The 26868-nt window shown below is 69.1% G+C and carries 25 protein-coding genes; 9 read left to right on the plus strand and 16 right to left on the minus strand.

Annotated features, from left to right (window positions below; translation table 11 throughout):
• Window positions 1-13: 13 nt before the first annotated feature.
• From ASD30_RS11740 to ASD30_RS11755, 4 genes are all read right to left on the minus strand, one after another.
• Window positions 14-229, minus strand: a complete 216-nt coding sequence (locus ASD30_RS11740; RefSeq protein WP_056681507.1) for a hypothetical protein — start codon at window positions 227-229, stop codon at window positions 14-16.
• Window positions 230-289: 60 nt separating this feature from the next.
• Window positions 290-661: a Crp/Fnr family transcriptional regulator gene (locus ASD30_RS11745; RefSeq protein ID WP_056681508.1), complete on the minus strand. Its 372-nt coding sequence runs from the start codon at window positions 659-661 to the stop codon at window positions 290-292.
• 13 nt (window positions 662-674) lie between these two features.
• The gene (locus ASD30_RS11750) at window positions 675-1778 is read right to left on the minus strand and encodes a fatty acid desaturase family protein (protein ID WP_056681509.1); all 1104 of its coding nucleotides are present in this window, start codon (window positions 1776-1778) and stop codon (window positions 675-677) included.
• 64 nt (window positions 1779-1842) lie between these two features.
• The gene (locus ASD30_RS11755; RefSeq protein WP_056681510.1) at window positions 1843-2916 is read right to left on the minus strand and encodes a ferredoxin reductase; all 1074 of its coding nucleotides are present in this window, start codon (window positions 2914-2916) and stop codon (window positions 1843-1845) included.
• Window positions 2917-3081: 165 nt separating this feature from the next.
• Between ASD30_RS11755 and ASD30_RS11760 the strand changes: the two genes are divergently transcribed.
• Window positions 3082-3738, plus strand: coding sequence for a TetR family transcriptional regulator (locus tag ASD30_RS11760; RefSeq protein WP_235532572.1), 657 nt, complete (start codon window positions 3082-3084; stop codon window positions 3736-3738).
• 18 nt (window positions 3739-3756) lie between these two features.
• On the opposite strand, the gene ASD30_RS11765 is transcribed toward ASD30_RS11760, so the two are convergent.
• Window positions 3757-4431, minus strand: a complete 675-nt coding sequence (locus tag ASD30_RS11765) for a response regulator transcription factor (RefSeq protein WP_056681511.1) — start codon at window positions 4429-4431, stop codon at window positions 3757-3759.
• A 586-nt stretch (window positions 4432-5017) separates the two neighbouring features.
• Here ASD30_RS11765 and ASD30_RS11770 point away from each other — a divergent pair.
• From ASD30_RS11770 to ASD30_RS11780, 3 genes are all read left to right on the plus strand, one after another.
• Complete coding sequence (locus ASD30_RS11770) at window positions 5018-6388, plus strand: sensor histidine kinase (protein ID WP_056681512.1); 1371 nt, start codon at window positions 5018-5020, stop codon at window positions 6386-6388.
• On the plus strand, window positions 6385-7068 hold the full coding sequence (locus ASD30_RS11775; RefSeq protein ID WP_056681513.1) for a LuxR C-terminal-related transcriptional regulator: 684 nt from the start codon (window positions 6385-6387) through the stop codon (window positions 7066-7068). Before ASD30_RS11770 ends, ASD30_RS11775 begins: the two co-directional genes overlap by 4 nt.
• A 144-nt stretch (window positions 7069-7212) precedes the next feature.
• Complete coding sequence (locus ASD30_RS11780; protein WP_082563787.1) at window positions 7213-8733, plus strand: sugar transferase; 1521 nt, start codon at window positions 7213-7215, stop codon at window positions 8731-8733.
• 9 nt (window positions 8734-8742) lie between these two features.
• On the opposite strand, the gene ligD (ASD30_RS11785) is transcribed toward ASD30_RS11780, so the two are convergent.
• Both ligD (ASD30_RS11785) and ligD (ASD30_RS11790) read right to left on the minus strand, forming a co-directional pair.
• The gene (gene ligD, locus ASD30_RS11785) at window positions 8743-9642 is read right to left on the minus strand and encodes a non-homologous end-joining DNA ligase (protein WP_056681515.1); all 900 of its coding nucleotides are present in this window, start codon (window positions 9640-9642) and stop codon (window positions 8743-8745) included.
• Window positions 9639-10568: a non-homologous end-joining DNA ligase gene (gene ligD / locus ASD30_RS11790; protein WP_056681516.1), complete on the minus strand. Its 930-nt coding sequence runs from the start codon at window positions 10566-10568 to the stop codon at window positions 9639-9641. Before ligD (ASD30_RS11790) ends, ligD (ASD30_RS11785) begins: the two co-directional genes overlap by 4 nt.
• Before the next feature lie 27 nt (window positions 10569-10595).
• On the opposite strand from ligD (ASD30_RS11790), the gene ku reads away from it, so the two are divergent.
• Together ku and ASD30_RS11800 are read left to right on the plus strand one after the other, a co-directional pair.
• On the plus strand, window positions 10596-11519 hold the full coding sequence (ku, locus tag ASD30_RS11795; RefSeq protein ID WP_056681517.1) for a non-homologous end joining protein Ku: 924 nt from the start codon (window positions 10596-10598) through the stop codon (window positions 11517-11519).
• Between the two features lie 148 nt (window positions 11520-11667).
• Complete coding sequence (locus ASD30_RS11800) at window positions 11668-12312, plus strand: sensor histidine kinase (protein WP_162250956.1); 645 nt, start codon at window positions 11668-11670, stop codon at window positions 12310-12312.
• On the opposite strand, the gene ASD30_RS11805 is transcribed toward ASD30_RS11800, so the two are convergent.
• The 5 genes from ASD30_RS11805 to ASD30_RS11825 form a co-directional block, all read right to left on the minus strand.
• Window positions 12287-13168 (minus strand): SDR family NAD(P)-dependent oxidoreductase, encoded by an 882-nt coding sequence (locus ASD30_RS11805; RefSeq protein WP_235532573.1) that lies wholly within the window; start codon window positions 13166-13168, stop codon window positions 12287-12289. The genes ASD30_RS11800 and ASD30_RS11805 overlap by 26 nt on opposite strands.
• Window positions 13169-13177: 9 nt before the next feature.
• The gene (locus ASD30_RS11810; RefSeq protein ID WP_056681520.1) at window positions 13178-14239 is read right to left on the minus strand and encodes an ABC transporter permease; all 1062 of its coding nucleotides are present in this window, start codon (window positions 14237-14239) and stop codon (window positions 13178-13180) included.
• Window positions 14236-15135 (minus strand): ABC transporter ATP-binding protein, encoded by a 900-nt coding sequence (locus tag ASD30_RS11815; RefSeq protein ID WP_082563789.1) that lies wholly within the window; start codon window positions 15133-15135, stop codon window positions 14236-14238. Before ASD30_RS11815 ends, ASD30_RS11810 begins: the two co-directional genes overlap by 4 nt.
• An 86-nt stretch (window positions 15136-15221) precedes the next feature.
• Complete coding sequence (gene phoA, locus ASD30_RS11820; protein ID WP_082563790.1) at window positions 15222-16622, minus strand: alkaline phosphatase; 1401 nt, start codon at window positions 16620-16622, stop codon at window positions 15222-15224.
• 108 nt (window positions 16623-16730) lie between these two features.
• Window positions 16731-21560 carry an NAD-glutamate dehydrogenase gene (locus tag ASD30_RS11825; protein ID WP_056681523.1) on the minus strand — a complete coding sequence of 1610 codons (4830 nt, stop codon included), beginning with the start codon at window positions 21558-21560 and terminating at the stop codon, window positions 16731-16733.
• A gap of 110 nt (window positions 21561-21670) precedes the next feature.
• Here ASD30_RS11825 and ASD30_RS11830 point away from each other — a divergent pair, with 110 nt between their 5' ends.
• A complete protein-coding gene (locus ASD30_RS11830) occupies window positions 21671-22141 on the plus strand; it encodes a DUF2505 domain-containing protein (protein WP_056681524.1) in 471 nt (156 codons plus the stop codon).
• A complete protein-coding gene (locus ASD30_RS11835) occupies window positions 22138-22629 on the plus strand; it encodes a DUF2505 domain-containing protein (RefSeq protein WP_056681525.1) in 492 nt (163 codons plus the stop codon). The genes ASD30_RS11830 and ASD30_RS11835 overlap by 4 nt, the downstream gene beginning before the upstream one ends.
• On the opposite strand, the gene ASD30_RS11840 is transcribed toward ASD30_RS11835, so the two are convergent.
• The 4 genes from ASD30_RS11840 to ASD30_RS11855 all read right to left on the minus strand — a co-directional run bounded on the left by ASD30_RS11840 (window position 22601) and on the right by ASD30_RS11855 (window position 26429).
• Window positions 22601-22795 carry a hypothetical protein gene (locus ASD30_RS11840; RefSeq protein ID WP_056681526.1) on the minus strand — a complete coding sequence of 65 codons (195 nt, stop codon included), beginning with the start codon at window positions 22793-22795 and terminating at the stop codon, window positions 22601-22603. The genes ASD30_RS11835 and ASD30_RS11840 overlap by 29 nt on opposite strands.
• Window positions 22796-22841: 46 nt before the next feature.
• Window positions 22842-24479: an L-glutamate gamma-semialdehyde dehydrogenase gene (gene pruA, locus ASD30_RS11845; protein WP_056681527.1), complete on the minus strand. Its 1638-nt coding sequence runs from the start codon at window positions 24477-24479 to the stop codon at window positions 22842-22844.
• 64 nt (window positions 24480-24543) lie between these two features.
• Window positions 24544-24951 (minus strand): DUF6912 family protein, encoded by a 408-nt coding sequence (locus tag ASD30_RS11850; RefSeq protein ID WP_056681528.1) that lies wholly within the window; start codon window positions 24949-24951, stop codon window positions 24544-24546.
• Window positions 24948-26429, minus strand: coding sequence for a WS/DGAT/MGAT family O-acyltransferase (locus ASD30_RS11855; protein ID WP_321163485.1), 1482 nt, complete (start codon window positions 26427-26429; stop codon window positions 24948-24950). Before ASD30_RS11855 ends, ASD30_RS11850 begins: the two co-directional genes overlap by 4 nt.
• A gap of 59 nt (window positions 26430-26488) precedes the next feature.
• Between ASD30_RS11855 and ASD30_RS11860 the strand changes: the two genes are divergently transcribed.
• A complete protein-coding gene (locus tag ASD30_RS11860; RefSeq protein ID WP_056681530.1) occupies window positions 26489-26866 on the plus strand; it encodes a hypothetical protein in 378 nt (125 codons plus the stop codon).
• The last annotated feature ends 2 nt before the right edge of the window (window positions 26867-26868 follow it).

The raw sequence follows: 26868 nt of genomic DNA on the forward strand, positions 1-26868 counted from the left end.
ACCGGCCGCAAGGTCAGGCGTGGGGCTCGTGCTCCTCGCCGGCCTTGCGGGCGGCGTCACGGATCTCGAAGAGCTCGGTGGCCAGGCCGCCCAGGGCCTTGCCGACGTCGCGGACTGCACCGACCACGACGCCGCCGACGTGGCCGACCGTCGACACGGTGGCCTCGAAGCCGTCCTGGATGGCGTCCTTGCGGATCTCGTTGCGGCTGATGTGGTCGTGATTGCTCATGATGACTCCAGTGTCACGGACGACGGGCGAACCGACAACCACACAGGCAAGGGGCGTTCGTCACGCCGGCGCCAGACGCCCCGATGCCGTCTGCGCCAGGACCTCGCGGAACGCGGGGATCTGCTCGCTCAGCTGCTCGACGGCCTCGGCCGTGAAGTGGACGACCTCGAGCGGTGTCGCGGCGACGACTGTCGCCGTACGCAGCTTGTGGTTGACGATCGCCATCTCGCCGACCACGTCGCCGGGCCCGAGGCGGGCGACCTCGACGTGGTCGCGCTGGATAGACACCTCGCCGGCGACGATCAGGTAGGCCTTGTCGGCCGGAGTGCGCTCCCAGATCAGGGACCAGCCCTGCGGGACGGTCAGGCGGGTGCCCTCGGCGTGCATACGGCGCAGCTCGCGCGGGGTGAGGCTGTCTGCGATGTGGGTCATGGTGACTCCTTCGTCAGGCGGCGACGGGGTCGCCGACGCTGACCTTGGTCTGGGTGGAGGCGGTGTCCGCCTTCTTCGGCGGGAGCGCCATCTTGAAGATCTTCTTCGCGACGCTGCCGAGCTGCTTGTGCAGCGGGCCGGTGTTGTACTGCAGCCCGTAGCGCTGGCAGATCTCGCGCACCTCCTCGGCGATCTGCGGGTAGCGGCGCGCCGGCAGGTCCGGGAAGAGGTGGTGCTCGATCTGGTGCGACAGGTTGCCGGAGAGCAGGTGCATCAGCTTGCTGCCGCTGATGTTGGCCGAGCCGAGCAGCTGGCGGTAGTACCAGTGGCCACGGCTCTCGTTCTCGCACTCCTCCTCGGAGAAGGTCGCGACGCCGGCCGGGAAGTGGCCGCAGAAGATGATGTTGAAGGTCCAGATGTTGCGGACCAGGTTGGCGGTCGCGTTGCCGGCCAGCGTCAACGGGAACAGCGGGCCGGTCAGCGCCGGGAACAGCACGTAGTCCTTGAGCGTCTGGCGCTTGATCTTGCGCAGGATGCCGGCGCGCAGCGCCTTGTTCTCCTCCCAGGTGCGCTTGCCCTTGACCATGTTCTCGACCTCGAGGTCGTGCAGGGCCACGCCCCACTCGAAGAACACCATCAGCAGGAACGCGTAGACCGGGTTGCCGAGGTAGTAGGGGTGCCACTCCTGGTCCTCGTCCATGCGCAGGATGCCGTAGCCGATGTCGCGGTCCTTGCCGAGGATGTTCGTGTACGTGTGGTGGATGTAGTTGTGCCCGTACTTCCAGTTCTCGCTGGGGGCCATCGTGTCCCACTCGTACATCCGCGAGTTCAGGCCAGGGTCGCCCATCCAGTCGTACTGCCCGTGCATGACGTTGTGGCCGATCTCCATGTTGTCGAGGATCTTGGAGATCGACAACGAGGCGACGGCAAGGGGCCAGGCGGGCGGCAGGTAGAAGAGTGCGCGACCGGCGACCTCGAAGGCGCGCTGCGCCTTGACCACGTTGCGGATGTAGGTCGCGTCCTCCTCGCCGAGCTCGGACATGACCCGCTGGCGGATCGCGTCCATCTCCTTGCCGAACTCGTCGAGCTGGTCATCGGTCAGGGTGGTGCTGTTCATGGGCTTCCTTTCGGTCATGGTCTCGAGACGGTCGCTGCGCGACCTCCTCGACCAACGGGGAGTGTCAGAGGTCGACCGCGCAGTCGCCCTGGGGCGAGCTCACGCAGATCCTGATGTCTTCGTCGGGCAGGGACGACGTCTCACCGGTCAGCACGTTGGTGACCGTCCCCTCCTTCTTGGTCGCGGTGCAGGAGAAGCAGATGCCCATGCGGCAGCCGAACTCCGGCTTCAGGCCCGCGGCCTCGGCCTGCTCGAGCAGGGTGGCTCCGGTGTTGGCCGCCGTACTGCCGGCGCGGGTGAAGGTGACGTCGCCCTCGGCCGCCCCGGTGCTGACGACCGGCGCCTTGAAGTACTCCACCTGCAACGCGTCGGAGTCCGCGTACGCCTTCTGGACGGCGTCGATGAGCGGCGCCGGTCCGCAGGCCCAGGTGGGCACGTCGCGGTAGCCGGGCACGAGGCGCTCGAGCCACGGCGGGCTCAACGCCGGGTCGCCGAGCTCGGGGTGCAGCAGGTGAACGTCGATGCCGTAGCCGGAGCGGGCGATCTCGGCCAGCTCGTCGGCGAAGATCTGGTGCTCGGGCGACTGCGCGTAGTGCACGAAGGTGACCCGGCCGCGGTGGGTGCGGCGCTGCAGGCTGCGCAGCATCGACATCACCGGTGTGATGCCCGAGCCGCCGGAGATGAACAGCACGTGGTCGGGCACCTGGTCGGGAAGGGTGAACTCACCCTGCGCCTGCGAGAGGTGCACCATCGTGCCGACCTCGGCCTCGACGAGGTGCCGCGAGACCAGGCCGTCGGGGTTGGCGCGCATGGTGACGGTGAAGCGGTCACCCTGGCGGGAGTCCGGGCTCGAGACCGTGAAGACCCGCGTCGTACGACGCGCGCCGTCGATCTCGACACCCAGCTGCACGTGCTGGCCGGCGCGGTGACCCTGCCACGTGGACGTGGGCTGCAGCGTGATGGTGGCGACCGGCGGGTGGCCGGCGACGTCGACCTCGCGGTGCACGTCGACGATGCGGGCACGCACCTCGCGGGCGGCCCACATCGGGTTGACCAGCTCGAGGTAGCGATCCACGCCGTGCGGGGACGCCAGGGCCTCGAGGGCCCGGGAAGCGAGAAGGTTCTGGACGATGCTCATCACGAGCTCCGATTCGGTATGACTTTCAGTGAACATTCGTACACTGAAACAGTACCCAAAGGCTCCCCGGCAGCGTCAAGCCCGGTCCGTGTGAGCGTGAACACCTCGCACACGTGTTCACCGACAAGTGGTCGCAGTGTTCACCGAACCGCTACACTGCGCAGCGTGACGAGCAAGGCGGCCGCCGTACCCGACAAGCCCGAGAGCCGGCAGGAGCGCAAGGAGCGCACCCGGCGGGCGATCCTCGACGCTGCCCTGGAGATGCTCGCCGACGAGGGCTTCGGGTCACTCTCCCTGCGCGCACTCACCAAGGCCGCCGGCATCGTGCCGACCGCCTTCTACCGCCACTTCTCCACGCTCGACGAGCTCGGCCTGGCACTGCTCGACGAGTCCTTCATGACCCTGCGCGGCCTGATCCGCGAGGTGCGTGGCGGCGACCCGGCTCCCGAGACGCTCATCGACCGCTCGGTCGACGTGTTGTCCGTGCAGCTCGAGGAGCACAAGGCCCACTTCCGGTTCATCGGCCGGGAGCGGCAGGGCGGCAACGCCGTCCTGCGGGACGCGATCCGGCACGAGCTCAGCCTCTTCGAGCGCGAGCTGGCCACCGACCTGGCCCGCATGCCCGGCCTCGAGCGCTGGGGGGCCGCCGACCTGCACGTGCTGGCCAGCCTGTTCGTCGACCTGATGGTCGCCGCGGCCGGAGAGCTGGTCGGCCCCGCGGCGGACCACCCGGCCACCCGCAAGGAGCTGGTCGACAACCTGCGCAACCAGGCCCGCATGATCGTGGTCGGCGCGGCCGGCTGGGAACCCCTCGACCGCTGAGCCTCGAATCGGGCCGACTCACTCGTCGTCGTGGACGGCCAGGGCGAACTCCCGCATCTGCCGGTACGCCGCCACGGCTGCGAGCTGGGAGCTGACCTCGAGCTTGCGCAGGATCGACTTGACCTGGCTGCGCACGGTTCCCTCGGAGACGTTCGCCCCCTGCGCGATGAGCTTGACCGTCAACCCGTCGTGCAACATGGCCAGCACCGCCATCTCACGCGGGGTCAGGGAACCCATCAACCCGGCGACCCTGCGCGACTGGACACTCTCCTCGTGCCAGGCCTCGAGCGCGCGGACGCGGACCTCGTCGGCCATCACCGGCCGGCCGGCCGCCTCCTGGGTCAGCGCGCCGGCCAGGGTGTCGAGGTTGGTGGTCATCGGCAGCACCGCCGACACGCCGGCCTCGAAGAGGGCTCCCCACGCCGCGGTGTCCCTGGACCTGGTCAGCAGGAGCCAGCGGATCCGCACGGACGACACGGTGGCCACCGCGTCGCGCAGCAGCGAACGGTCCTCGAGCTCGCACAGGAGGAGCCCGACCGCGGGACCGAAGCGGGAGACCCGCATGGTGAAGTCCCGGTGGCCGCCGCGTCCGGACGGAGGGGTCAGGCTCACCGCCTCGAAGCCGCGACTGGCCAACGCCATGCGCACGGCCTCGCTGACCAGGCTGTGGTCGGAGACGACGATCAGGCGCACGACTGTCCCACCTGGCCGTTGACGCGGCACGACCGGCCCACCGGGTCCTCGGGAGAGCATTCTCGGAGCGTAGGACTCCCCACGACCACCACGTGGCCGTACGCCGCAACTTCGCCAATCTTGATGAGTCAGGTGCGCCGAGGCACTGCCCCACATTTGGTGATGCTCCTGACCGGTCCCGAGCCCGAAGGTTGAGGGACCCCCAAGATCTGGCCTCACCAGTCGCGTGGACCCGGACCGGTACACACCCCCCGCCCGCGTTCAGGACTTCCTTGCGACTGGTGAGTCCCTTGGGATCAAAGTTGCGAGATCTGGGCCAGTCGCTTGGGCGATCGTCCCCAATTTGTGGTAGGCACTCCCATTCGCCGGACAGGGCGGGCCCACCGGTCCTACATTCAACGACATGGTGGGGTGGACCTCCCTGCAGGCGTCCTCACACGTGCCACCACGGGACTCGGCCAAGGACTCATCGTCCTTGATACCGAAGGGTGGGCGCGGGGGCGCCGGCAGGACAATGGAACGATTTCATGACCGACCGCGGACCCAGTTCGGCTGGGAATGGCGGAGGTCGATCACGACTGCCCTGTTGCTGGCGTTGCCCCCGATCCTGGCGGTTGCGCTGGTCACCGAGGGCCAGCCTCGACTGTTGACCGCGGGGGCGGTCGCAACCCTCGACTTCCATCTGGTGCTGGCCGCCGGCGCCTTCCTGCTGTACTCCCGCTGGCGCATGACCGGCGACCCGACCAGCGGCTGGCTCTCGTCCGTGCTGGTCACCCTGTTCCTCAGCGGTGTGGCGTTCGCGATCGTCGACATGACCAACGTCGCGGAGCGCTCGGGCAGCACGGGTGACCTGATGGGCGCACTGTTGGCCACGCCGGTGATCGCAGGCCTCGTCCTGGCCACTCGTGGCGCGGAGCTGCCCGAGCGCCTGCACCCACTCGGACTGGGCATCACTGCGGGACTCGTCCTGCTCGCCGGGCGCCTGCTCTACACCTGGCTCGTGGACGACCCCTTGGTGGCCCTGCCCCAGCCTGCCGCGGCGGTCGCCGCCGTCATTCTCGGAGCCGGCCTGGTGGTCGTCCTGGGGGCGTGGCACCGGTCGAGGAGGCCGAGGCCGGAGGTTTCCACGCGCAGCCTCGTGGTGATCGAGGCTGCCGTCGTCACGTCCCTGTTGCTCGGGTCGGTCGGCACCACCGGAGGCACCCTGAGGTCGTGGACCGCGGTCGTCGTACTCATGGGGCTGTCGGTCCTGTTGGCACTCACGACCGCCACGATCCTCCTCCGCGCGCTGGCCGAGCAGGGTCCTGCCCAGCCGGTCGTGTCCGAGGACCAGCGGCACCAGGAGGAGCTGTTCCACGAGCTCCGGTCGACGGTCGCCGACATCAGCACCGCCTCGCAGATCCTGCTGGGCAGCGACGACCGGCTGAGCCCGTCCAGCAGGCACCGGCTCGAGCTCGGCCTCGCCTCGGAGGTGGCCCGCCTCCAGCGCCTGCTGAGCAACCCCGGTCCCCTGGAGACCAGTGCGGTCTCTCTCGACCAGGTGATCACCCCACTGGTGGCCACCCAGAGGGTCGCCGGGCACGAGATCCGCTGGGAGGCGACGGGTCATCACGTCCGTGGGCGGCAGGACGACATCAGCGAGATCGTCCACATCCTCCTGCACAACTCACTTCGCCACGCGCCCGGATCGGCGGTCACCCTGACCGTCGGACGCCGCGATGACGTGGTCGAGCTCCGGGTCTCGGACGCCGGACCTGGTATTCCGGCGGCCATGCGCGACTCCTTGTTCCAGCGAGGCGTACGCAGCAGGACGTCGCCAGGTAGTGGACTCGGGCTCTACCTGGCACGCCGCCTCGCGGAACAGCAGGGCGGCAACCTGCAACTTCGACACAACGACGGCGCGCGGGGTGCCTCCTTCGTGGTCACCCTGCCCCACTTCCGAGGAGAAGACTCTTGATCATCACCAGAACCGGGACCCGAGTCGCAGTGGTCGAGGACCATTCGCTGTTCGCCGAGTCCCTCGAGATCGCCCTCGACATGGAGGGTCACGACGTACGCCGGATCATCCTCTCCGAGGGAGGCCGGTCGGTGAGCACGTTGCTCCCAGCCATCATGCGTGCGCACCCGCGCGTCGTCCTGCTGGACCTCGACCTCGGCTCGTACGGCAACGGGGTGCGGCTGATCGAGCCGCTGACCAAGGCCGGCGTCAACGTCGTCGTGGTGACCGCAAGCATCGACCGCGGTCGCTGGGGCGAGTGCCTGCGCTACGGGGCACGGCAGGTGCTCGCGAAGAGCTCACCGCTCAACGACATCCTGGCCACGATCCGCCGGCTCAACGAGGGCCTGCCGGTGATCAGCCGCGACGAACGCGAGGAGCTGCTGGGCCACTGGCACAAGCAGCGCCAGGAGGTCCAGGTCATGCGGACCCGCCTCGAGCACCTGACCCACCGGGAGAGCCAGGTCCTCGGACACCTGATGGACGGACGCGCCGTGCGCGAGATCGCCCGCATCAGTGTGGTCTCCGAGGCGACCGTGCGCACCCAGGTGAAGTCGATCCTGTCCAAGCTCGAGGTCTCCTCGCAGCTCGCCGCGGTCGGCCTGGCCCACCACGTCGGTTGGCAGCCGGCCGTCGGCTGATCGCGAATCGCGTTCCCCACAACGCGATTCACCAACGTTGGTGATGCCGCGGCGACTGCCTCGCCAGCATGCTGGATCTGGGCCGTCCGTCCACCGCGGACGGCTCGCCATTTCCATCGGCAACGTGATGTGGGGTCGCAAACGATGAGCAGTGCCAACGCCCTGACCAACCCTTCGGTCCGGACCGCCCAGCGCCTCACCGCCCTACCGACCGCGGCGCCCTCTCTCTCCAGGCCGGCTCCGCCGCGACCACCCACCGTGCCCCTGCCCAGGACCGAACCGGCTCTCGTGCCGCGAGTGGACATGGTCGCCTCGACGCAGGTTCTGGCAACTCCCACTCGCCGTTCGGGCATCAGCCGCCGGGCCGGCTTCGTGATCGGTGACGCGGTCGGTGCACTGGTGGCCACCGCGGTGGTCCCCGGACCGCTCGCCGTGGTGCTGGCGCTGCCCCTGCTGTGGGTCCTCCTCGTCGCGGTGATGCGCGGCTACGAGTCGCGCCTCGTGCTGCCCGGCATCGAGGACCTCCGCCGGGTCGCCCGGGCCGCACTGGCCCTGGTCGTGACCGGGGCCGCGATCTCGTGGATGGTCGACCTGCCGACCCGACCCGGGCACCTGCTCACCCTCGTTGCCGTCACCACCGGAACCGCCGTCCTGCAACGCGTCAGCTGGGCGGGAGTGCAGGGGTGGCGCCGCGAGCACGGACATGGCCTCACCCATCGCGTCGTGCTCGCCGGCCACCGGCACCAGGTCGCCGAGATGGCGACCGAGCTGGGCCGTTCCCGCAACCACGGCTTCGAAGTGGTGGACACCTGCACGCACGGACGCGGAACCCCCGTCGGCGCCATCGCCGACCGGATCCGCGAGGCCCGCGCCGACGCGGTGATCGTGTTGCCCTGCAAGCACTTCACTCCCCCGGTCCTGCGTCGGCTGGGGTGGGACCTGGCCACCACGCACACGCAGCTGTTCGTCGCTCCGGGACTCACCGACGTGGCCGAGGGACGCACGACTGTCACCGCGGTCGGCACCCTGCCGATGATGCACGTGCGCGAGGCCGAGCTGCGCGGATGGCGCCGGATCCTCAAGGAGCTGTGGGAGCGCAGTGCCGCCGCCCTGGTCCTACTGCTCCTCGCGCCCGTGCTCCTCGCGCTGATGCTCGCCGTCCGCATCGAGTCCCGAGGACCGGCGATCTTCCGCCAGACCCGCGTCGGGCGCAACGACGCGCCGTTCACGATGTTCAAGCTGCGCACCATGTGTGACCGGGCCGAGCAGCAGTGTGGCGAGCTCGCAGGGATCAACGAGGCGGACGGCGTGCTGTTCAAGGTGCGCAACGACCCACGGATCACCCGCATCGGCGGGTTCCTGCGCCGCTACTCGCTCGACGAGCTGCCCCAGCTGTTCAACGTGGTCCTGGGCGACATGGCCCTGGTCGGTCCCCGCCCCCCGCTGCCCGCCGAAGTCGAGAAGTACGGCGACGACGTCCGACGGCGCCTGGCCGTCAAGCCCGGGGTGACCGGGCTCTGGCAGGTGTCGGGACGCTCGGACCTGCCGTGGGACGAGGCCGTGCGCCTGGACCTGCGCTACGTCGACAACTGGTCGCTCGGGCTCGACCTGTCGATCGTGCTGCGCACGGCGCGGGCCGTCGTGTCCCACCAGGGCGCGTACTGACGCCGGCGCTCATTGAGTGCTGAACAGGTCGCCGAGCTCGGAGACTCGCTCGAGGACCTCCTCGAACCGGCACTGCTCCACACCCAAAGGGTCCCCCGCCCCTGCCTCGATCTCCTCCCACGTGCGCGGAGTCGCGACGTACGGCTTCTCCTTTCCGCGCAGGGAGTACGGCGAGATGGTGGTCTTGGAGCCCGCGTTCTGCGACCAGTCGAGGAACACCTTGCCCGAGCGGCGCGACTTGGTCATCACCGCGGTCACGAGCTTCGGCTGCTCTGCCTGCAGCTCCTCCCCGATCTCCTTCGCCAGGCCGGTGGTGCCCTCGGGGTCGAGGTCTCCGGGCAGTGCCGCGTAGAGGTGCAGCCCCTTGCTGCCGCTGGTGACCGGCAGCGCCTCGAGATCGCGTTCGGCGAGCTTCTCCCGCACCAGCAGGGCGATCTCGCAGCACTCGGCCAGTCCGGCGGGCTCGCCGGGGTCGAGGTCGATGACCAGGCGGTCGGGGTTGCGAGGGCGGCCGGTGCGGGTCACCGTCCACTGGTGCACGTGCAGCTCGAGGCTGGCCAGGTTGACCAGGTAGGTCAGGGCGGCCAGCCCGTCGACGACCGGGAAGACCAGCTCGTCGCCGTTGCGCGAGGAGCCGCGCGACCCCGTGGTCGGCACCTTCGCAGTGCGCAGCCAGCTCGGCGCACCCGCCGGCGCGTTCTTCTCGAAGAACGAGTTCCCCTGCACGCCGTGCGGCCATCTGATCCTGGTGACCGCACGGTCGGCGAGGTGCGGCAGCAGCACCGGGGCGACCTGGGCGTAGTAGTTGAGCACCTCGCCCTTGGTCGTGCCGGTTGTCGGGTACATCACCTTGTCGAGGTTGCTGATCCGCAGGGTGCGGCCGTCCACCTCGGCCCTGATCTCCGTCATTGCCCACCCCCGAGCAGGTCGTCGGGGCCGAGGTCGGCCCGCACTCCGATGTACGACGGCTGGCGCAACCGTCCCTGGGTCCCGAGGCCGAGCGACTCGACGTCGACCACGACGCGGGGCTCGACCCAGTGCGTGCCGGCCGCGTCGACACGCGGGATCTCGTCGACGAACGGGCTGCGGTCGGCGGCCAGGGGCTCGAGCAGCTCCTTGAGCATCGGCCCCACCTTGCCGGCGATGCCGCTGCCCACACGGCCCCGGAACACGAGACCCTCGGCCGTCGGCTCGCCCACGAGGATCGCACCGAGCCGCTGCTGCGAACCCGTCTCGTGGCGCCACCCGCAGATCACCCACGACGTGCGCAGGCGATGTGGGAACTTCAGCCAGTGCGGGCTGCGCACGCCGAACTCGTAGCGCGAGGACAGCCGCTTGCTGACCACACCCTCGAGGCCCTGGGCCCTGGTCGCCTCGAGCAGCATGGCGCCGTCGTCGTACACCTCGGGCACGTGCCACGACTCCCCCGCGAACCCGAGCGACACCAGGATCTCGCGGCGCTCGGAGAGCGGTTCCCGCGAGAGGTCGCGGCCGTCGAGGCGCACGATGTCGAAGGCCAGGAAGGTCACCGGCCGGGTGGTCGCCAACCGTGCCGCACGCCGCGCGTCGCGCACGTGCATGCGCTCGGCCAGGGCCCCGAAGCTGGGACGACCGTCCTCGAGGGCGATCACCTCGCCGTCCAGGAGCAGGTCGCGGCCGGCCATGCCGAGCAGCTCGGGGTAGCTCGCGGTCACGTCGTTCTCCGCGCGACTGGTCAGGCGCACGCCCTCCCCGGAGACGTCCGCGAGGACCCGCATTCCGTCCCATTTCACCTCGTGCACCCAGGCGTCCCCGGTCGGGACGTGGAGACCTCGGGTGGCCAACATCGGTCGCATGTCCCACATCCTTGCAATACTGGTGGCATGCGCGCGATCTGGAAGGGTGCGGTGTCGTTCGGCCTCGTGTCCGTACCCGTGAAGTTGTACTCCGCCACCGAGAGCCACGACGTGTCGTTCCGTCAGGTTCATGCCAAGGACGGCGGACGCATCAAGTACCAACGCGTCTGCGCCATCGACGGTGAGGAGGTGGCCTACGCCGACATCGCCAAGGGCTACGAGACCGAGGACGGCGAGATGGTGATCCTCACCGACGACGACATGGCCGAGCTGCCGTCGACGTCGTCGCGTGAGATCTCGGTCGAGAAGTTCGTGCCGAGCAACCAGATCGACCCGATGCTGTTCGAGAAGTCCTACTACCTCGAACCGGAGAAGACCGGGGCGAAGCCCTACGCGTTGCTGCGCCAGGCCCTTCTCGAGGCCGACCGGATGGCCGTGGTCACCGTGGCCCTGCGGCAGCGTACGTCGGTCGCCGTGCTCCGCGTCCGTGACGACGTGATCGTCCTGCAGACCATGATGTGGCCCGACGAGATCCGCACGCCCGACTTCACGATCGACTCCGGCGAGGTCAAGGACAGCGAGGTCAAGATGGCCGAGATGCTGGTCGAGACCCTGGCCGGCGACTTCGACCCCTCGGAGTTCGAGGACGACTACGCCGGCGCCGTCGAGTCCCTGGTGAAGAGCAAGATCGAGGGCGGGGAGATCCAGCGCACGCCCACCGCCACCAAGTCCTCCGGCGAGGTGGTCGACCTGCTGGCCGCGCTGCAGAAGTCGGTGGCAGCGGCCAAGGAGGCCCGTGGGGAGGACGCTGACGACGCTCCCGCGAAGAAGTCCGCCCCGGCCGCGAAGGCACCCGCCAAGAAGGCGGCAGCAAAGAAGTCCACGGCCAAGAAGACCGCCACGAAGAAGTCCCCGGCGAAGAAGTCGGCGCCCAAGAAGAAGGCCAGCTGAGCCTCGTCGCCCCGCCTACCCCAGTGTTCGACCGAACGCTGGTCAGCCCCCTCGCCCATGGTTAGTGTCGACGTGTCGTGCTGTCCGGCACGGCGCTACGGGGATAAGGACATGGGGAATGAACACCTGTGGGGGTGTTTCCCAGACCATGCAGGCACGGCTGAGGCTGGCCGAGGCGCGGGTCCGGGAATACGAAGAGACGATTCATGAGATGGGCGGCACGATCGCGGGGGTCAATGCGGCCGCACGCCTGCTCCTGACGCACGGGGGCGACCTGGGTGAGGACCAGGCGCGCACCCTGGAGACGATGCTCAGCTCCGAGCTGGGTCGCCTCGACAGGTTGCTCTCCGACGCGCGGGACGGCTCCGTGTGCGTGCTCGACCTCGACGAGCTGCTGCTGCCGCTGGTCACGGTCCGGCGCCTCCTCGGCCACACCGTCGAGTGGCAGGCCAGCGATCTCCGGGCGATCGGGGACACCGACGGCCTGTCGGAGGCGGTCAACATCCTCCTGACCAACGCGGTGAGGCACGGCAAGGGTGCGCCGATCACTGTCGCCGTCGAGGAGGTGGGCGACGTCATCACGATCGCGGTCTCCGACGACGGGCCCGGAGTTGCCCCGGAGATCCGCGCCGACGTCTTCCGACGCGGCGTACGCAGCGACAACTCCGACGGCCAGGGCCTGGGCCTCTACCTGGCGCGCGAGCGCATGACGGCGCAGGGCGGCACCCTCGAACTGGCCGACACTCCGGTGGGCGCGTGCTTCGTGGTCACCCTCGCCGCGCACCGGCCGTAGCCGCCTGCGAGTCCGGGAACCTCTGGTCGAAGCGGGCGAAGGCAAGGTCCATCAGCCGTGGCGCGACAAGGTTCATCACCTCTGACACGGCGCCCGCCAGGGTGTTGACGGTCAGCGGGCGGTCCTCGAGCGCCCGCACGACCTTGGCGGCGGCCTGCTCCGGTGACTCGGAGCGGGCGTCGGCGTACGCCTCGGTGGGCGCCACCATGGGCGTCCGCACCAGCGCCATGCGGATGTTGGTGAACGTCACGTTGTCGTCCCACGCCTCGCGGCCGGCGATGCGGGAGAACGTGTCGAGGGCGGTCTTGGAGGCGATGTACGCCGCGAACTTCGGGGCCTTGACCTGCACTCCCCACGTCACGATGTTCACCACGTGGCCGAACTGCTGCTCGCGCATGGCGGGCAGCAGGCCGAGGATCAGCCGGACCGGGCCGAAGTAGTTGATCGCCATGGTGCGTTCGAAGTCGTGCATGCGGTCGTAGGACAGGGCCAGCGACCGACGGATCGACCGGCCGGCGTTGTTGACCAGGTAGTCGATCGCGCCGTGCTCCGCGAGCAGGGACGCGATGAGCGCGTCGACGGCGTCGCCGTCAGTGAGGTCGACCGCGTGGGCGGTCGCCCGGCCACCCTCGGCGGCGATCGCATCGACCACGCGCCGCAGCTCGTCGGCCCGCCGGGCCACCAGGACCACGTGGGCTCCGCACCGCGCCACGGCGTACGCCGTCGCCTCCCCGATGCCGGACGACGCACCGGTGATCAGGACGGTGTGGTCGCGCAGCGGGCTGTCGGTGGCGCTGCGCCGTCGTAGGACGTGGCGGCGCAGCAGGGCGCCCGGGGTCTGCAACAGCAAGTTCACCAGTGCAGGCTAGACCGTCTCCCAGCGGAACAGCTTCACGGCCACCAGCCCGATCACCGCGGTGAAGGCGAGCAGGATGCCGGCCACCGGCAGCGCCGCAGCCAGGCCCTCGCCGCGCACCATCACGTCGAGCATGCCGTCGTTGAGATGTCGCAGGGGCAGCAGCTTCGAGAGGAACTGCAACCAGCCGGGCGCGCCGTCCAGTGGGAAGAACGACCCACTCAGGAAGGCCATCGGCATCACGAAGAAGTTGGCCAGGTTGACCGCGCCCTCCGTGGTCTTGGCCAACGCACCGGCCAGCAGGCCGAGCGCCATGAAGCACAGGGTTCCGCAGATGATCAGCGGGATCGCGAGCCACCAGTTGCCGGTCAGCTTCAGGCCGAACGCGCCCGCACCCAGTCCGAGGAAGATCGCCATCTGCACCAGGGCGACCGCCACCGTCACGAAGATGCGGGCGCCCACGATCGACCCGGTCCTCACCGGCGCGAGCTGGAGCCGACGCAGCAGCTTGCTCTGCCGCCAGCCCTGCAGGGTCGCCGCGGCGCCGAACGCCGCGCTCATCGCGATCGCCCACCCGAGGAGCCCGGGCGTGACGAACTGGATCGTGGTCAGCGAGTCGTCCTCGACCGCCTCCGCCCGGAAGGAGAACTTCGGCTCCTGGCCGCTGGCCCGGACGTTCGCGGCGTCCACGAAGGCGCTCAGGGTGCCCGCCGTCGTCGCGGCCCGCACCTGGTCGGTCTGCGTGTAGTGGGCGATCAGCTCGTCGCCCCTCATCTCGACCGCGGCGTCGGCGTCGCCCTTGCGCACCTCGTCGAGCGCGTCGCCCCGGTCGTCGACCTTCTTCACGTCGAACGAGTCGTCGAAGGCCTTGCGGGCGTCGGCCGGCAGGTCGTCGATCAGCGAGACGTCACCGATCTGGAGCAACTCCGCCTTCGGGGTGTCCTCGTCGTTGAAGATGCCCCCGAAGAGCACCAGGAACATCAGCGGGAAGATGATCGCGAAGAACACCGACGCCTTGTCGCGGAAGAATCCCTTGGCGATCGCGATCGAGAGGGCCTTGAAGGCGTTCATGCTCGATACTCCCGCCCGGTGAGGTCCAGGAAGACGTCCTCCAGGGTGGCACCGCGCACCTGCAGTCCCTCGAGGGCGTCCTGCCCGGCCAGCGCCGTCAGCACGGCCGACGGTTGCTGGGTCGTGAGCACCACCGACGACTGGTCTCCGTCGACGTGGTCCACCCCGGGCAGAGCCCGGGCCGCATCGTGCGCGAGCAGGTGGGCGGCGACGCTGATCCGCACCGGTGCGTCCAGGCCGCGGATCAGCTCGGCCGGGGTGTCGAGCTCGAGGATCCGGCCGCGGTCCATGATCCCGACCCGGTCGCAGAGCACCTCGGCCTCGTCCATGTAGTGCGTGGTCAGCACGACGGTGCGACCCGACTCGTTGAGCCCGGCGAGCAGGTCCCAGAGGTTGCGGCGGGCCTGCGGGTCGAGCGATGCGGTCGGCTCGTCGAGGAACACCACGTCGGGCTCGTGCACCAGCGCGCAGGCGATCGAGAGCCGTTGTGCCTGGCCGCCGGAGAGGTTCTCGGTGCGGGTGTCGGCCTTGTCGGTGAGCCCGACCCGCTCGAGCCAGTCGTCGGCCTGTGCCGTCGAGACGTCGTACATCGCGGCGAAGGTGTGCAGCTGCTCGCGGGCGGTCAGCCGCTCGAAGAACGCGGACGCCTGAAGTTGTACGCCGATCCGCGGCAGCAGCGCGGAGTTGCGCGGCCAGGGGCTCGCCCCCAGCAACCGGACCGACCCCGAGTGCGGCTTGCGCAGGCCCTCCATCATCTCGAGGGTCGTCGTCTTGCCCGCCCCGTTCGGCCCGAGGATGCCGAAGAACTCGCCCTCGGCCACCTCGAAGCTCACCCCGTCCACGGCCTTCAGGTCCCCGTAGACCATCGTCAGGTCAGTGACCTCGATAGCTGCCATGCGGCCTGACGCTAGCGGGCCCGAAACTGTCATTGCATCCTCCAATGACCGTGTCGGGCCCGCCGTGCGCGAGACGCTGGTGCCAATCAGTGCCGACGCTTGCCCTCGAGTGCGTGGCGGATGGTGAAGTAGGTGTCGGTCTGGTCGGTCAGGCCGGACACGTTCGCCGAGCCCGGGCCGTACGCCGCGATCCGCAGCTGCGCACCGGTGTGGGACATCGATCCAGGAGTGTCGGAGGTGGCGTAGTTGATCGTCATCGGCTGGCCGTCCGCGGTGACCAGGTTCGCGGTCAGGCCGGGCGTGACGGCATTGGCCTCGATGATCTGGCTGGTGTGCGCGTGGTCGGCGGTGACGATGACCAGGGTGTTGCCGTCGGCCTTCGCGAACTCGAGGGCCTTCTGCACGGCCTCGTCGAGGTCGACGGTCTCACCGATCTGGCCACACGCGTTGGCACCGTGGTCCTCCTTGTCGATGCTCGCGCCCTCGACCTGGAGGAAGAAGCCGTTCCTGTTGTCCAGCAGGTCGATCGCCTTCTCGGTCATCTGCGCGAGGTTCGGCTGGGTGGCCGGGCGGTCGGGGTTGTCGGTGCACTCGACCGGAGCGCCGGTGCCGCCGTGTGCCGCGATCGGGCCCTTGTAGCGGACCGGCATGTTGCCGTCGGCGAACAGTCCGAGCACCGGCTTCTCCTGGTCGGCGGCGCGGACACCCTCGAGGGCGTCGGCGTCCTCGACCACCTGGTAGCCGCGCTCCTGGGCCTGGGCGAGCAGCGTCTTGCCGGCGTACTCGCCGACCGTGGCCTGCTTGGTGAACGAGGTCTTGCCGCCACCGAGGGTGACGTCGGCCCGGGTCTCGATGAGCTGCTCGGTGATCGACCCCTTGCCTCCGTTCTCCTTGGCGTTCGTGGGGCACTGGGCCAGCGTCGAGGCCGGGTCGTAGCACTTGCGCCCGGTGACGTGGGAGGCCAGCACGGCCGGCGTCGCGTCCTGGAGCTCGGCGGTGCTGACGTTGCCGGTCTTCAGGCCCTGGTCCTTGGCCCACTCCAGGATGGTCTCCTGGTCCTTGCCGTAGGTGTCGACGGAGATCGCGCCGTCGTACGTCTTCGTGCCGGTGGCCCACGCGCTGCCGGTCGCGGCGGAGTCGGGCACGTAGTCGATCCTGGTCGTGCCCTTCTGCAGGGAGTAGGTCGTGTAGCTGCCCGTGACGGGGAGGGCGTCGATGCCCGCGAACTGCCCGGCGGCGCCTTCTGCGTAGTTGCGGGCGACGGTGATCTCCGAGTCCCCCATGCCGTCACCGATGAGCAGGATGACGTTCTTTGCCTTGGCCTTCTTCTTGACCTCCGCCTTCAACGCGGCGGCCTTGTCGCCCGTGTTGCGCTGGGCGGCGCCGTGCTGGCTGAGGTCGGTGCCGTCAGCGTAGGTCGCGCTCGCACCGAGTGCGAGGGCACCGATCGCGAGCGGAATCATGAGACGCCGTGAGGGCAGTCGCATCGTGGGTTACCTCCGAGGTGTCAGGGGCGCAGCAGATGTCGCGCCCCTGTCACGCAACCGGAGACGACCGACCACTCGGCGTACCGACGGCAACCACGAGGTGAAGACTCAGGAGGTCGCGAGCAACCCGCGCACCAGCCGCAGCCCCACCGACATGCGGGCCAGGTCGGCGTCGTCGTCGGAGCAGATCTCCTGCAGGGTCGCGACCGCACGGGTGATGACCACCTCGTCCTCGTCCTCCCAGTCGGCGATGCGTGCCGCTGCCGAGTCGTCGGTCGAGGTCGAGGTGAGCACCTGTGCGGTCAGCTGGGCGTGCACGGCGTACAGGTCGTCGCGCAGCGCAGCCCGCGCCATGGTCTGCCAACGATCGGCCCGCGGCAGCCCGAGGATGCGTCCGACCAGCAACGGCAGTCCGAGCCGCTCCCCCAGTGCGAAGTGCACGCGGGCCACCTCGAAGGGGTCGACGTCGATGGCGACGGCGGTCTCGACGATGCCCAGGGCCATGTAGGCCGGCGGAAGCACCGCGACGCGTTCGGCGAGGTCCTCCGGGACGCCACGTTCGACGAGCCCGCCCTTGCGCTCCTCGAACGCCGCCAGCAGGCCCCCCGACATCAGTGTCGGCAGCTCGGCCATCACCTTCTGCACGGTCACCGAGAAGAAGTCGACGGTCGCCTCACTGTCGATGGGTGGCCGGCGGTTGTTGACCAACCAGCGTGAGGCCCGCTCGACCAGGGTGCGCATCTCGATGCGCATGCGGGTCTGGACGTCGGCCGGAATCCGGTTGTCGTAGGACGCGATCTCGTCTCGCAGCGCCAGGGACCCGAAGATCTCGCGGGCCACGAAGTTGGCGCGGGTCAGCTCGGCGGCCGAGGCCCCGGTCTCACCGGCCAGCCGGGGCCAGAACGTGATGCCCGCACCGTTGACCAGGTCGTTGACCACCTGGGTCACGATGATCTCGCGGCGCAGCGGGTGGGTCTCCATCTGGTTGCGGTAGCCCTGGCGCATCTTCTTGGGGAAGTAGGCGAACAGGTCGGCCCGCAGGTAGGGGTCGTCGGGCAGGTCGGAGGCGAGCAGCTCGTCGGCCAGCACGATCTTGGTCCACGCCATCAGCACGCACAGCTCGGGCAGTCGCAGGCCCTCACCGCGGTCGAGGCGGCGACGCACCTGGCGCGAGGTCGGCAGTGCCTCGAGGTCGCGGTTGAGCACGCCCCGGCGCTCGAGATCCTTCATCCAGTCCTCGTGGACGTGCAGCAACGGTCCGGAGTGCGCCACCGCGTTGGCCAGTGCGAGGTTCTGCTCGTAGTTGTCGCGCAGCACCAGATCGGCGACCTCGTCGGTCATCGTGGCCAGCAGCTCGTTGCGTTGCTTGAGGGTGAGGTCGCCGTCGCGCACCACACCGTCGAGCAGGATCTTGATGTTGACCTCGTGGTCGGAGGTGTCGACACCGGCCGAGTTGTCGATGAAGTCGGTGTTGATGCGTCCACCGTTCTCGGCGTACTCGATGCGGCCGAGCTGGGTCAGGCCCAGGTTGCCGCCCTCGCCGACACAACGCACCCGCAGCTCCTCGCCGTTGATGCGGATGGTGTCGTTGGCCTTGTCGCCCGCGTCGGCGTGGGTCTCGTCGGCGGACTTGACGTAGGTGCCGATGCCGCCGTTCCAGAGCAGGTCGACGGGCGCCTTGAGGATCGCCTTCATCAGGTCGCTCGGGGCCATCGACGTGATGGCGGCGTCGATGTCGAGCGCCTCGCACACCTGGGGCGTCAGCGGGATCGACTTCAGCGAGCGGGGGAAGACGCCGCCACCCTCGGAGATCAGCGGCCTGTCGTAGTCCTGCCACGACGAGCGCGGCAGGTCGAAGAGCCGACGGCGTTCGACGTACGACGTCGCGGCGTCTGGCGTCGGGTCGAGGAAGATGTCGCGGTGGTCGAACGCGGCCACCAGTCGGGTGTGCTCGGAGCACAGCATGCCGTTGCCGAAGACGTCGCCGGACATGTCACCGACGCCGACCGCGGTGAAGTCCTCGGACTGGCAGTCGACACCCATCTCACGGAAGTGGCGCTGCACCGACACCCAGGCGCCGCGGGCGGTGATGCCCATGCCCTTGTGGTCGTAGCCCACCGAGCCGCCGGAGGCGAACGCGTCGCCGAGCCAGAAGCCGTAGTCGGCCGCGACTCCGTTGGCGATGTCGGAGAACGACGCGGTGCCCTTGTCGGCCGCGACCACGAGGTAGGAGTCGTCACCGTCGTGGCGGACCACGTCGACGGGAGGCACGGTCTCCCCGTTGACCAGGTTGTCGGTGATGTCGAGCATTCCCGAGATGAAGGTCTTGTAGCAGGTGATGCCCTCGGCCAGCCAGGCCTCCCGGTCGGACATGTCGGGGAGCTGCTTGCAGAAGAAGCCGCCCTTCGAGCCGACCGGGACGATGACGGTGTTCTTCACCATCTGCGCCTTGACCAGGCCGAGCACCTCGGTGCGGAAGTCGTCGCGTCGGTCGGACCAGCGCAGGCCGCCGCGGGCGACCGCGCCGAACCTCAGGTGCACGCCCTCGACCCGCGGCGAGTAGACGAAGATCTCGTACTTGGGCCGCGGCTCGGGCAGGTCGGGGATCGCCGACGGCTCGAGCTTGAAGGAGATGTAGGGCTTGCTGCCGCCCTCCTGGAAGTAGTTCGTGCGCAGGGTGGCGTCGATGATCGTGCGGTAGGACCGGAGGATGCGGTCCTGGTCGAGGCTGGCCACGTCGTCGAGGGCCCGGTCGATGCGCTTGCAGATCGCGTCGGCGTCGGTGTCGGAGGCCGGGTCAAACCGGGCCTCGAACAGCTGCACCAGCAGCCGGGTGATGTCGACGTTGTTGCGCAGCGCGTCCTCGATGTAGTCCTGCGCGAACGGCGTACCGCCCTGGCGCATGTACTTCGCGAACGCACGCAACACGGTGGCCTGGCGCCAGGTCAGCTCGGCGGCCAGCACCAGGGCGTTGAAGCCGTCGATCTCGTTGCGGCCCTCCCAGACGGCGCGGATCGCGTCCTGGAAGAGCTCGCGGGCGTTCGGCGGCAGGTCGCGGTGGTAGGAGAGGCCGAACTCGTAGATGTGCGAGGGCCGCCGCAGCATCTCGAGCTCGTAGGGCCGCTCGTCGACCACCTCGACGCCCATGGAGCTCAGCATCGGCAGGATCTGGCTCAACGACAGGGGCGAGCCGATCCGGTAGATCTTCAGCCGGGCCTCACCACGGTCGGCGTCGACCGGTACGTAGAGCGAGAGGTCGATCCCCTCGTCACCCGTCAGGGCCTCGAGCCGACCGAGGTCGACGGCACCGGTGCGGGGCGCGAAGTCCTCCTTGTAGGCCTCGGGGAACGACTCGACGTAGGAGCGGCTGAGTCGCGCGCCGGTCTCCTCGCCGTACTCGCTGACCACGGCGCTGGTGAAGTCGTCCTGCCAAGACCGGGCCGCCTCGACCAGCTGCCGCTCGAGCTCGGCGGCGTCGACGTCGTCGACGAACCCGTCCTTCGGAGGGCGTACGACGAAGTGGACCCGGGCCATGTTGGACTCGCTGACCCGGACCGTGAACTCGACGGAGTCGCCGCCGAGCCGGTCGCGCAGGATCGCGGCGATCCGCTCACGGACGGTCGTGTTGTAGCGGTCGCGGGGCAGGTAGACCAGGCACGAGAGGTAGCGGCCGTAGGTGTCGCGGCGGATGAACAGCCGCAGCTGGCGCCGTTCGCGGGTGTACATGACGGCTTCCGCGATCTCGCTGAGCTGGTCGACCGGGGTCTGGAACAGCTCGTCGCGGGGGTAGTTCTCGAGGGTGTCCATCAACGCCTTGCCGGCGTGGCTGTGCGGCTCGAAGCCGACCCGGCTCATCACCTGGCTGGCCTTCTCGCGCAGCAGCGGGATGCGGGTCAGCGACTCGGTGTAGGCGGCACTGGAGAAGAGCCCGAGGAAGCGTCGTTCGCCGACCACCTCGCCGGCCTCGTCGAAGACCTTGACGCCGACGTAGTCGAGATAGGCGTCGCGGTGCACGGTGGCGCGGGAGTTGGCCTTGGCCAGCACCAGCAGCACCTTCTCGCGAGCCTTCGCCTTGACCAGGGCCGGCAGCTTCGCGGTCGACGTGGTCAGGTCGGGGTCGGAGCGCAGGATGCCGTAGCCGGTGCCGGGCACGGCGCGCAGCACGTCTTCGCCGTTGACGACGTCGAGGCGGTACTCGCGGTAGCCCAGGAAGGTGAAGTGGTCGTCGGCGAGCCAGGTCAGCAGGTCTCGACCCTGCTGGAGCTCGTCCTCAGGCAGGGGCGGCGGGTCCGTGGAGAGGTCCTCGACGATCTCCCGGATCTTGTCGTGCATGCGCTGCCAGTCCTCGACGGCCTCGCGGACGTCGCGCAGCACCTTGTGCAGGGCGGCCTCGATCTCGGCGACGTCGTCGCCCTCGGGGATGCGGTCGATCTCGACGTGCATCCACGACTCACGGACCGACTGGTCGCCCTCGGACGCGGCGACGCCGTCCTGGGCGACGGCGGTGTCCTGGAGGTCACCGGTGATCGAGCGCACCACGTCGAAGTGCGGGTGCACGATCACGTGCAGGTTGCGCTGCTGCTCGGCCAGAGCCATGGTCACCGAGTCGACCAGGAACGGCATGTCGTCGGTGACCACCTCGACGACCGAGTGCGCGTTGGCCGACCAGCCGTGCTCCTGCACCGTCGGGGTGAACACACGCACGTTGGCCGTACCCTGCGGTCGGTTCTGGGCCAGCCGCCAGTGGCTGGCCAGGGCTCCGTAGAGGTCGACCTCACTGCGGTCGCACACGTCCTCGGGCGCGACGTGGCGGTAGTAGGCCTTCAGCATCGCTGGAACGAGCTCGAGCGGGGGTCCGCCGGTGCCCTTGCGATGCGTGGCCAGATCGGTGGCCTTGGCGATCAGCGTGGACTTGTTGTCATCGAGGGTGTTCGACACAACTCGACACTAGGGCCGGGAGTGTGACGGCGACAACACCAGCCCCCGACGCGGCGGGAACGTCATCGAAACGTTAGGCGTCGACCGCGAATTCGGCCATGATGTGCGGCATGAAGATCCAGCACTCCGTCAGGTACGACGCCCCGGTCGGCGAGGTATACGCGATGCTCACCGACCCCGCCTTCCGCGAGAGGGCGTCGCAGGCCCAGGAGGTCATCTCGCTCGACGTCACGGTCGAGGGCGAGTCGGTCAACATCGACATGGTCCAGCCCAACACCGACATCCCGTCGTTCGCCAGGAAGTTCGCCGGCGAGACCAGTCACGCCATCCAGGCCGAGCAGTGGTCGCAGGGCACGACCGCCGAGTTCTCGGTCACCATCCCCGGGAAGCCCGGCAGCATCACCGGCACCCGCCGCCTGGTCGCGGACGGCGACGCCACCCTCGACACCTTCGACGGCGAGGCCACGGCCAGGATCCCGTTGATCGGTGGCAAGATCGAGAAGCTCATTGCCGACAAGCTCAAGGACGGCTGGAACACCGAGCACGGTGTCGGTGTCGCCTGGCTGGAAGGAAACCGATGAAGAAGCTCACGCACGAACTGACCTACCCCGGGGCGACCGTCGAACAGGTGGTCGCCATGGTCTCCGACCCGGCCTTCCGCGAGGCGGTCGCCGACTACCAGGGCGTCGTCCGCAGGACCGTCACCGTGTCGGGTGAGGTGCCCGCGAAGAAGATCGAGGTCGAGATCGTGCACGGCACCGACCGGGTGCCGTCGTTCGCCAAGAAGTTCGTCGGCGACGAGATCCCGATCGTGCAGGTCGAGAAGTGGACCTCCGACACCGCTGCCGACGTCGAGGTCACGATTCCCGGCAAGCCCGGGGACATGAAGGGCACCGCCCGCATCGAACAGCGCGGGGACGACGTCGTCGAGACCCTGGACCTCGCCGTACAGGTGAAGATCCCGCTGGTCGGCGGCAAGGTCGAGGACCTCATCGTCGGGTTGCTGGCCAAGGGCTTCAAGGCCGAGAACAAGGTGGGCGTCAAGTGGCTCGCGGGCGAGTGGAGCTGACCTCGTCGCCTTCATCACCGGGCGGCTCTGCTGCGATGTCGCGGCGTCGTACGACGTACACGACGGCTGCCAGGACCAGGAACGGTCCGAACGCCACGGCCACCACGAGCCACTGCTCGTAGGCGTGCAACTGGCCCATGTGCAGGGCAGTGATCAGTGAAGTCATGACGGCCCCAGTGTCCCACCGGGGCCGTCATGCTTCCTCTGCAGGGTCAGGCGTCGGTGTCCATGTGCGGGTAGCGGAAGTCCTTCGGCGGCACGAAGGTCTCCTTGATCGAGCGCGGCGAGGTCCAGCGCATGAGGTTGCTCGGTGCCCCGGCCTTGTCGTTGGTGCCCGAGGCGCGGGCACCGCCGAACGGCTGCTGCCCGACGACCGCACCCGTCGGCTTGTCGTTGATGTAGAAGTTGCCGGCCGCGAAGCGCAGCACCTTGCGGGCCCACGCGATCGCCGCCCGGTCCTGGCTGATGATCGCGCCGGTCAGGGCGTACGGCGAGGCCGACTCGGCCTGCAGCACGACCTTCTCGAAGTCCTGGTCGTCGTAGACGTGCACGGCCAGGATCGGGCCGAAGTACTCGGTGGTGAACATCTGGTCGGTCGGGTCGGTGGAGGTGACCACGGTCGGCCGGACGAAGTAGCCCACCGAGTCGTCGTAGGTGCCACCGGCGACGACGGTCAGGTGCTTGGTGCGCTTGGCCCGGGTGATCGCCGCCTTGTGCTTGGCGAAGGCCCGGTCGTCGATCACGGCGCCCATGAAGTTGGAGAAGTCGCGCACGTCGCCCATCGGCAGCGCCTCGACGTCGGCGACCAGCTGGTCCTTGATCTTGTCCCACACCGACTTCGCGACGTAGGCCCGCGACGCGGCCGAGCACTTCTGGCCCTGGTACTCGAAGGCACCACGGATCATCGCGACCCGCGTGACGTCGGGATCGGCCGAGGGGTGGGCGATGATGAAGTCCTTGCCACCGGTCTCCCCCACGATGCGTGGGTAGGAGCGGTAGCCCGCGATGTTGGCACCGACCGTGCTCCACAGGTGCTGGAAGACCGCGGTCGAGCCGGTGAAGTGGATGCCGGCCAGGTCGGGGTGCTTGAGCGCCACGTCGGAGACGTCGGCACCGTGGCCCGGCAGCATGTTGATCACGCCCGGCGGCATGCCGGCCTCCTCGAGCAGCTCCATCGTCAGTGACGCGGCGAGCTGCTGGGTGGTCGACGGCTTCCAGATGACCGTGTTGCCCATCAACGCCGGAGCGGTGGGCAGGTTGCCGGCGATCGCGGTGAAGTTGAACGGCGTGATCGCGTAGACGAAGCCCTCGAGCGGGCGGTGGTCGGTGCGGTTCCAGATGCCGGGGCTGTTCGCGATCGGCTGGTCGGTGAGGATCTGCTTGGCGTAGTGGACGTTGAACCGCCAGAAGTCGATCAGCTCGCACGCCGCGTCGATCTCGGCCTGGAACGCGGTCTTCCCCTGCCCCAGCATGGTGGCCGCGTTGATCCGCTGGCGCCACGGCCCGGCCAACAGGTCAGCCGCCTTCAGCATGATCGCGCACTTCTCGTCGAACGGCATCGCCCGCCAGTCGGGGGCCGCCTTGGCCGCGGCCTTGATCGCCGCGTCGGCGTCCTTGCCGGTCGCGCTCTTCAGCGTGCCGAGCACGTGCTGGTGGTCATGCGGCTGCACGACCTTGATCTCCGCGCCGCCGCCGGACTTCCGGCGCCCACCGATGACCGCACGGAGGGTGTGCTGCTTGCGCTGGAGCTTGTCGATCTCCGCCACCAGCTCGGCCCGTTCGGGGCTGCCCGGTGCGTAGGTCAGGTTCGGCTCGTTGGTGGGAGCCGGGGGAAAGGTGATTGCGTCCATGGCGCGATCGTGTCAGAGAGTGAGGTTGCTCTCAAATGCCTCCCCGCTCAGCCTGCTTCCGGGCTCAGGCCAGGTCGGCGATCTCCTGCGTCGCGAACCAGGCCAGCTCGGAGCCCTCCACCGTGGCGTCGGTCTGGTCGTCGACGTCGACGTGGGCGGCCGCGACGTGCTTCCACGTCAGGTCACCCGTCACGCGCACCGCGGTCGGCTCGCCCTCCATCTCGCGGGACTCCACGGAGCCCACGTCGGCGGCCACGACGATGCGACGGGCACCTACACCACGCAGGGACCACGACTCGTCGGCGGCCGCGGAGAGTGCGGCGTACTCCCACCCCTCGTCGTCGCCGTCCGGCCACGAGTCGCGCAGCCCCTCGGTGACCGCGTGCGCGTCGAGCGGCCCGGGGAGACGCGCGTCGGCGACCAACGCGGCCAGCCGCTCGGCGGTCAACGGCAGGTAGACCCGGGTGCTCACAGCTTGCGCTCCGTCGTACGACGGCGGCCCCGGGGCGCGCGCGGACGGTCGTCGCTGGCCGAGTCGAGCAGCTCGTCGAGGGCCTCCTTGACGCACTGACCGAGGACCGCCACGTCGGGCAGGGCGTCACGGTCGGCGGTGATGCCGTAGTGGACGCGTCCGTCGTACGACGTGACACCGATGGCGAGCGCCTGGCCGGGCAGCAACGGTTGCACCGGATAGGTCTCGACCATGCGGGCACCCGCCGCGTAGAGCGGGAACTGCGGCCCGGGCACGTTGGTGATCGTGAGGTGGAACCCCTTGCGTTGCTGGAGTGCCGCGACCCGGGAGCCGAGTGCGTGGAACGTGGTCGGGGCGAACCCGGCGATGCCGGCCAGCCGGTTGGCGGCGACGGCGCGACCGGTCTCGCGGTGGCTCTTGAACGCGTAGGAGACCTGGTGCAGGCGGATCACCGGACTGGCCTCGCCGATCGGCAGGGTGACGAGGTGACCGGTGATCTGGGTGCCCAGCGAGGTGGCCTCGAGCTCGTCGTCGATCACCGACATGGGGACCATCGCGCGCAGCGACCGCATCGCCGACGACGAGGTCCCGCGGGCCATCAGCCAACTGCGCAGGGCGCCGGTCACGGTGGCCAGGATGACGTCGTTGACCGAGCCGCCGTGTGCCTTGCGGATCCGGCGGTAGTCCTCCAGGTCGGTGGAGACGGTGACGAAGCGGCGCTGCTCGGAGAGCTCGGCCGAGATCGGCGATTCGGGGGCGGGCCTTCGGTTGGCCAGCGCATTGACGACCGTGCGGGTGCGCTGGCGTGCCTCGGCGATGCGCCGGGTCGCGGCGTCGACCGTGCTCAGGGTGGTGGACATCAGCACGGCCGGCGAGCGCAGGTTGTCGAGGACGGCGTCCGTGGTCAGTCCCATGGGGGACGGCGCACGGCGGGGCGCCCAGTCGTCGGGCTCCAGGGACTTCGGCTCGGCCTTGGTGTCGAGCAGCACCTGGCCGAGGTCGACGGTCTCGACGCCGTCGACCAGGATCTGGTGCGACTTGGAGAGCACTGCCACCTTGCCGTCGGCCAGGCCCTCGATGAAGTAGACCTCCCACAGGGGCCGGCTCATGTCGAGCTGGCGACTCATGATCCGCGAGACCAGCTCACGCAGCTGCTCGATCGTGCCGGGTCGGGGCAGGCCCGAACGGCGCACGTGGAAGCCGAGGTCGAAGCGCGCGTCGTCGATCCACGCCGGGTTGGCGAAGCGTCCCGGCACCTGCTGGATGCGTTGGCGGTAGCGCGGCACGAACGCGATGCGCTCCCCGATCAGGTCGACCAGGGTCTGGTAGTCGAAGCCCGACTCCCCCGGCTCGAAGATCTCGAGGGTGGCGTTGTGCATGGGCGTGGACGCCGATTCGGTGTCCAGGAACGCCAAGTCCCTGGACCGTAGACGCTCGGTCATTCCACTCACCCCTGTTCCAAGCAATTTGTCCTGCATGGGATTCTTGCAGAGGACCTGCCCGACCGGGGCCACGTCCATCGTCTGGAGGAGTCGCAGTGCACCGTCGTCGAAGGTTGGCCGCCGGGGCCGCCGCCGTCCTGATCAGCCTCACCGCGGTCTCCGCGTGCAGTTCCGAGGAGTCGGGCGACAAGGGCGGCACCAGCACCAAGGACGCCTCTGTCATCAACGTCACGATCAAGGGCGACACGGTCGAGCCGAACGGCAAGCGCTACGACGTCTCGCTGAACCAGAAGGTGGAGTTCGTGATCGACGCCGACGAGGCCGGCGAGATCCACATCCACTCCAAGCCCGAGCAGGAGATCGCGTACGACGCGGGCACGTCCACGCATGACGTGAGCTTCGACAAGCCGGGCATCTTCGCGGTCGAGTCGCACGCGCTCGAGAAGACCATCGTCGAGCTCGAGGTTCGCTGACC

Source organism: Nocardioides sp. Root140 (genome assembly GCF_001426745.1).
Lineage (GTDB): Bacteria > Actinomycetota > Actinomycetes > Propionibacteriales > Nocardioidaceae > Nocardioides.

Excerpts from the sequence above, each read along its gene's own strand:
- ASD30_RS11740 (WP_056681507.1), bottom strand. The coding sequence starts at position 229 with ATGAGCAATCACGACCACATCAGCCGCAACGAGATCCGCAAGGACGCC.
- ASD30_RS11745 (WP_056681508.1), bottom strand. The coding sequence starts at position 661 with ATGACCCACATCGCAGACAGCCTCACCCCGCGCGAGCTGCGCCGTATG.
- ASD30_RS11750 (WP_056681509.1), bottom strand. The coding sequence starts at position 1,778 with ATGAACAGCACCACCCTGACCGATGACCAGCTCGACGAGTTCGGCAAG.
- ASD30_RS11755 (WP_056681510.1), bottom strand. The coding sequence starts at position 2,916 with ATGAGCATCGTCCAGAACCTTCTCGCTTCCCGGGCCCTCGAGGCCCTG.
- ASD30_RS11780 (WP_082563787.1), top strand. The coding sequence starts at position 7,213 with ATGAGCAGTGCCAACGCCCTGACCAACCCTTCGGTCCGGACCGCCCAG.
- ligD (WP_056681515.1), bottom strand. The coding sequence starts at position 9,642 with ATGACGGAGATCAGGGCCGAGGTGGACGGCCGCACCCTGCGGATCAGC.
- ligD (WP_056681516.1), bottom strand. The coding sequence starts at position 10,568 with ATGCGACCGATGTTGGCCACCCGAGGTCTCCACGTCCCGACCGGGGAC.
- ku (WP_056681517.1), top strand. The coding sequence starts at position 10,596 with ATGCGCGCGATCTGGAAGGGTGCGGTGTCGTTCGGCCTCGTGTCCGTA.
- ASD30_RS11800 (WP_162250956.1), top strand. The coding sequence starts at position 11,668 with ATGCAGGCACGGCTGAGGCTGGCCGAGGCGCGGGTCCGGGAATACGAA.
- ASD30_RS11810 (WP_056681520.1), bottom strand. The coding sequence starts at position 14,239 with ATGAACGCCTTCAAGGCCCTCTCGATCGCGATCGCCAAGGGATTCTTC.
- ASD30_RS11815 (WP_082563789.1), bottom strand. The coding sequence starts at position 15,135 with ATGGCAGCTATCGAGGTCACTGACCTGACGATGGTCTACGGGGACCTG.
- phoA (WP_082563790.1), bottom strand. The coding sequence starts at position 16,622 with ATGCGACTGCCCTCACGGCGTCTCATGATTCCGCTCGCGATCGGTGCC.
- ASD30_RS11830 (WP_056681524.1), top strand. The coding sequence starts at position 21,671 with ATGAAGATCCAGCACTCCGTCAGGTACGACGCCCCGGTCGGCGAGGTA.
- ASD30_RS11835 (WP_056681525.1), top strand. The coding sequence starts at position 22,138 with ATGAAGAAGCTCACGCACGAACTGACCTACCCCGGGGCGACCGTCGAA.
- ASD30_RS11840 (WP_056681526.1), bottom strand. The coding sequence starts at position 22,795 with ATGACTTCACTGATCACTGCCCTGCACATGGGCCAGTTGCACGCCTAC.
- pruA (WP_056681527.1), bottom strand. The coding sequence starts at position 24,479 with ATGGACGCAATCACCTTTCCCCCGGCTCCCACCAACGAGCCGAACCTG.
- ASD30_RS11855 (WP_321163485.1), bottom strand. The coding sequence starts at position 26,429 with ATGCAGGACAAATTGCTTGGAACAGGGGTGAGTGGAATGACCGAGCGT.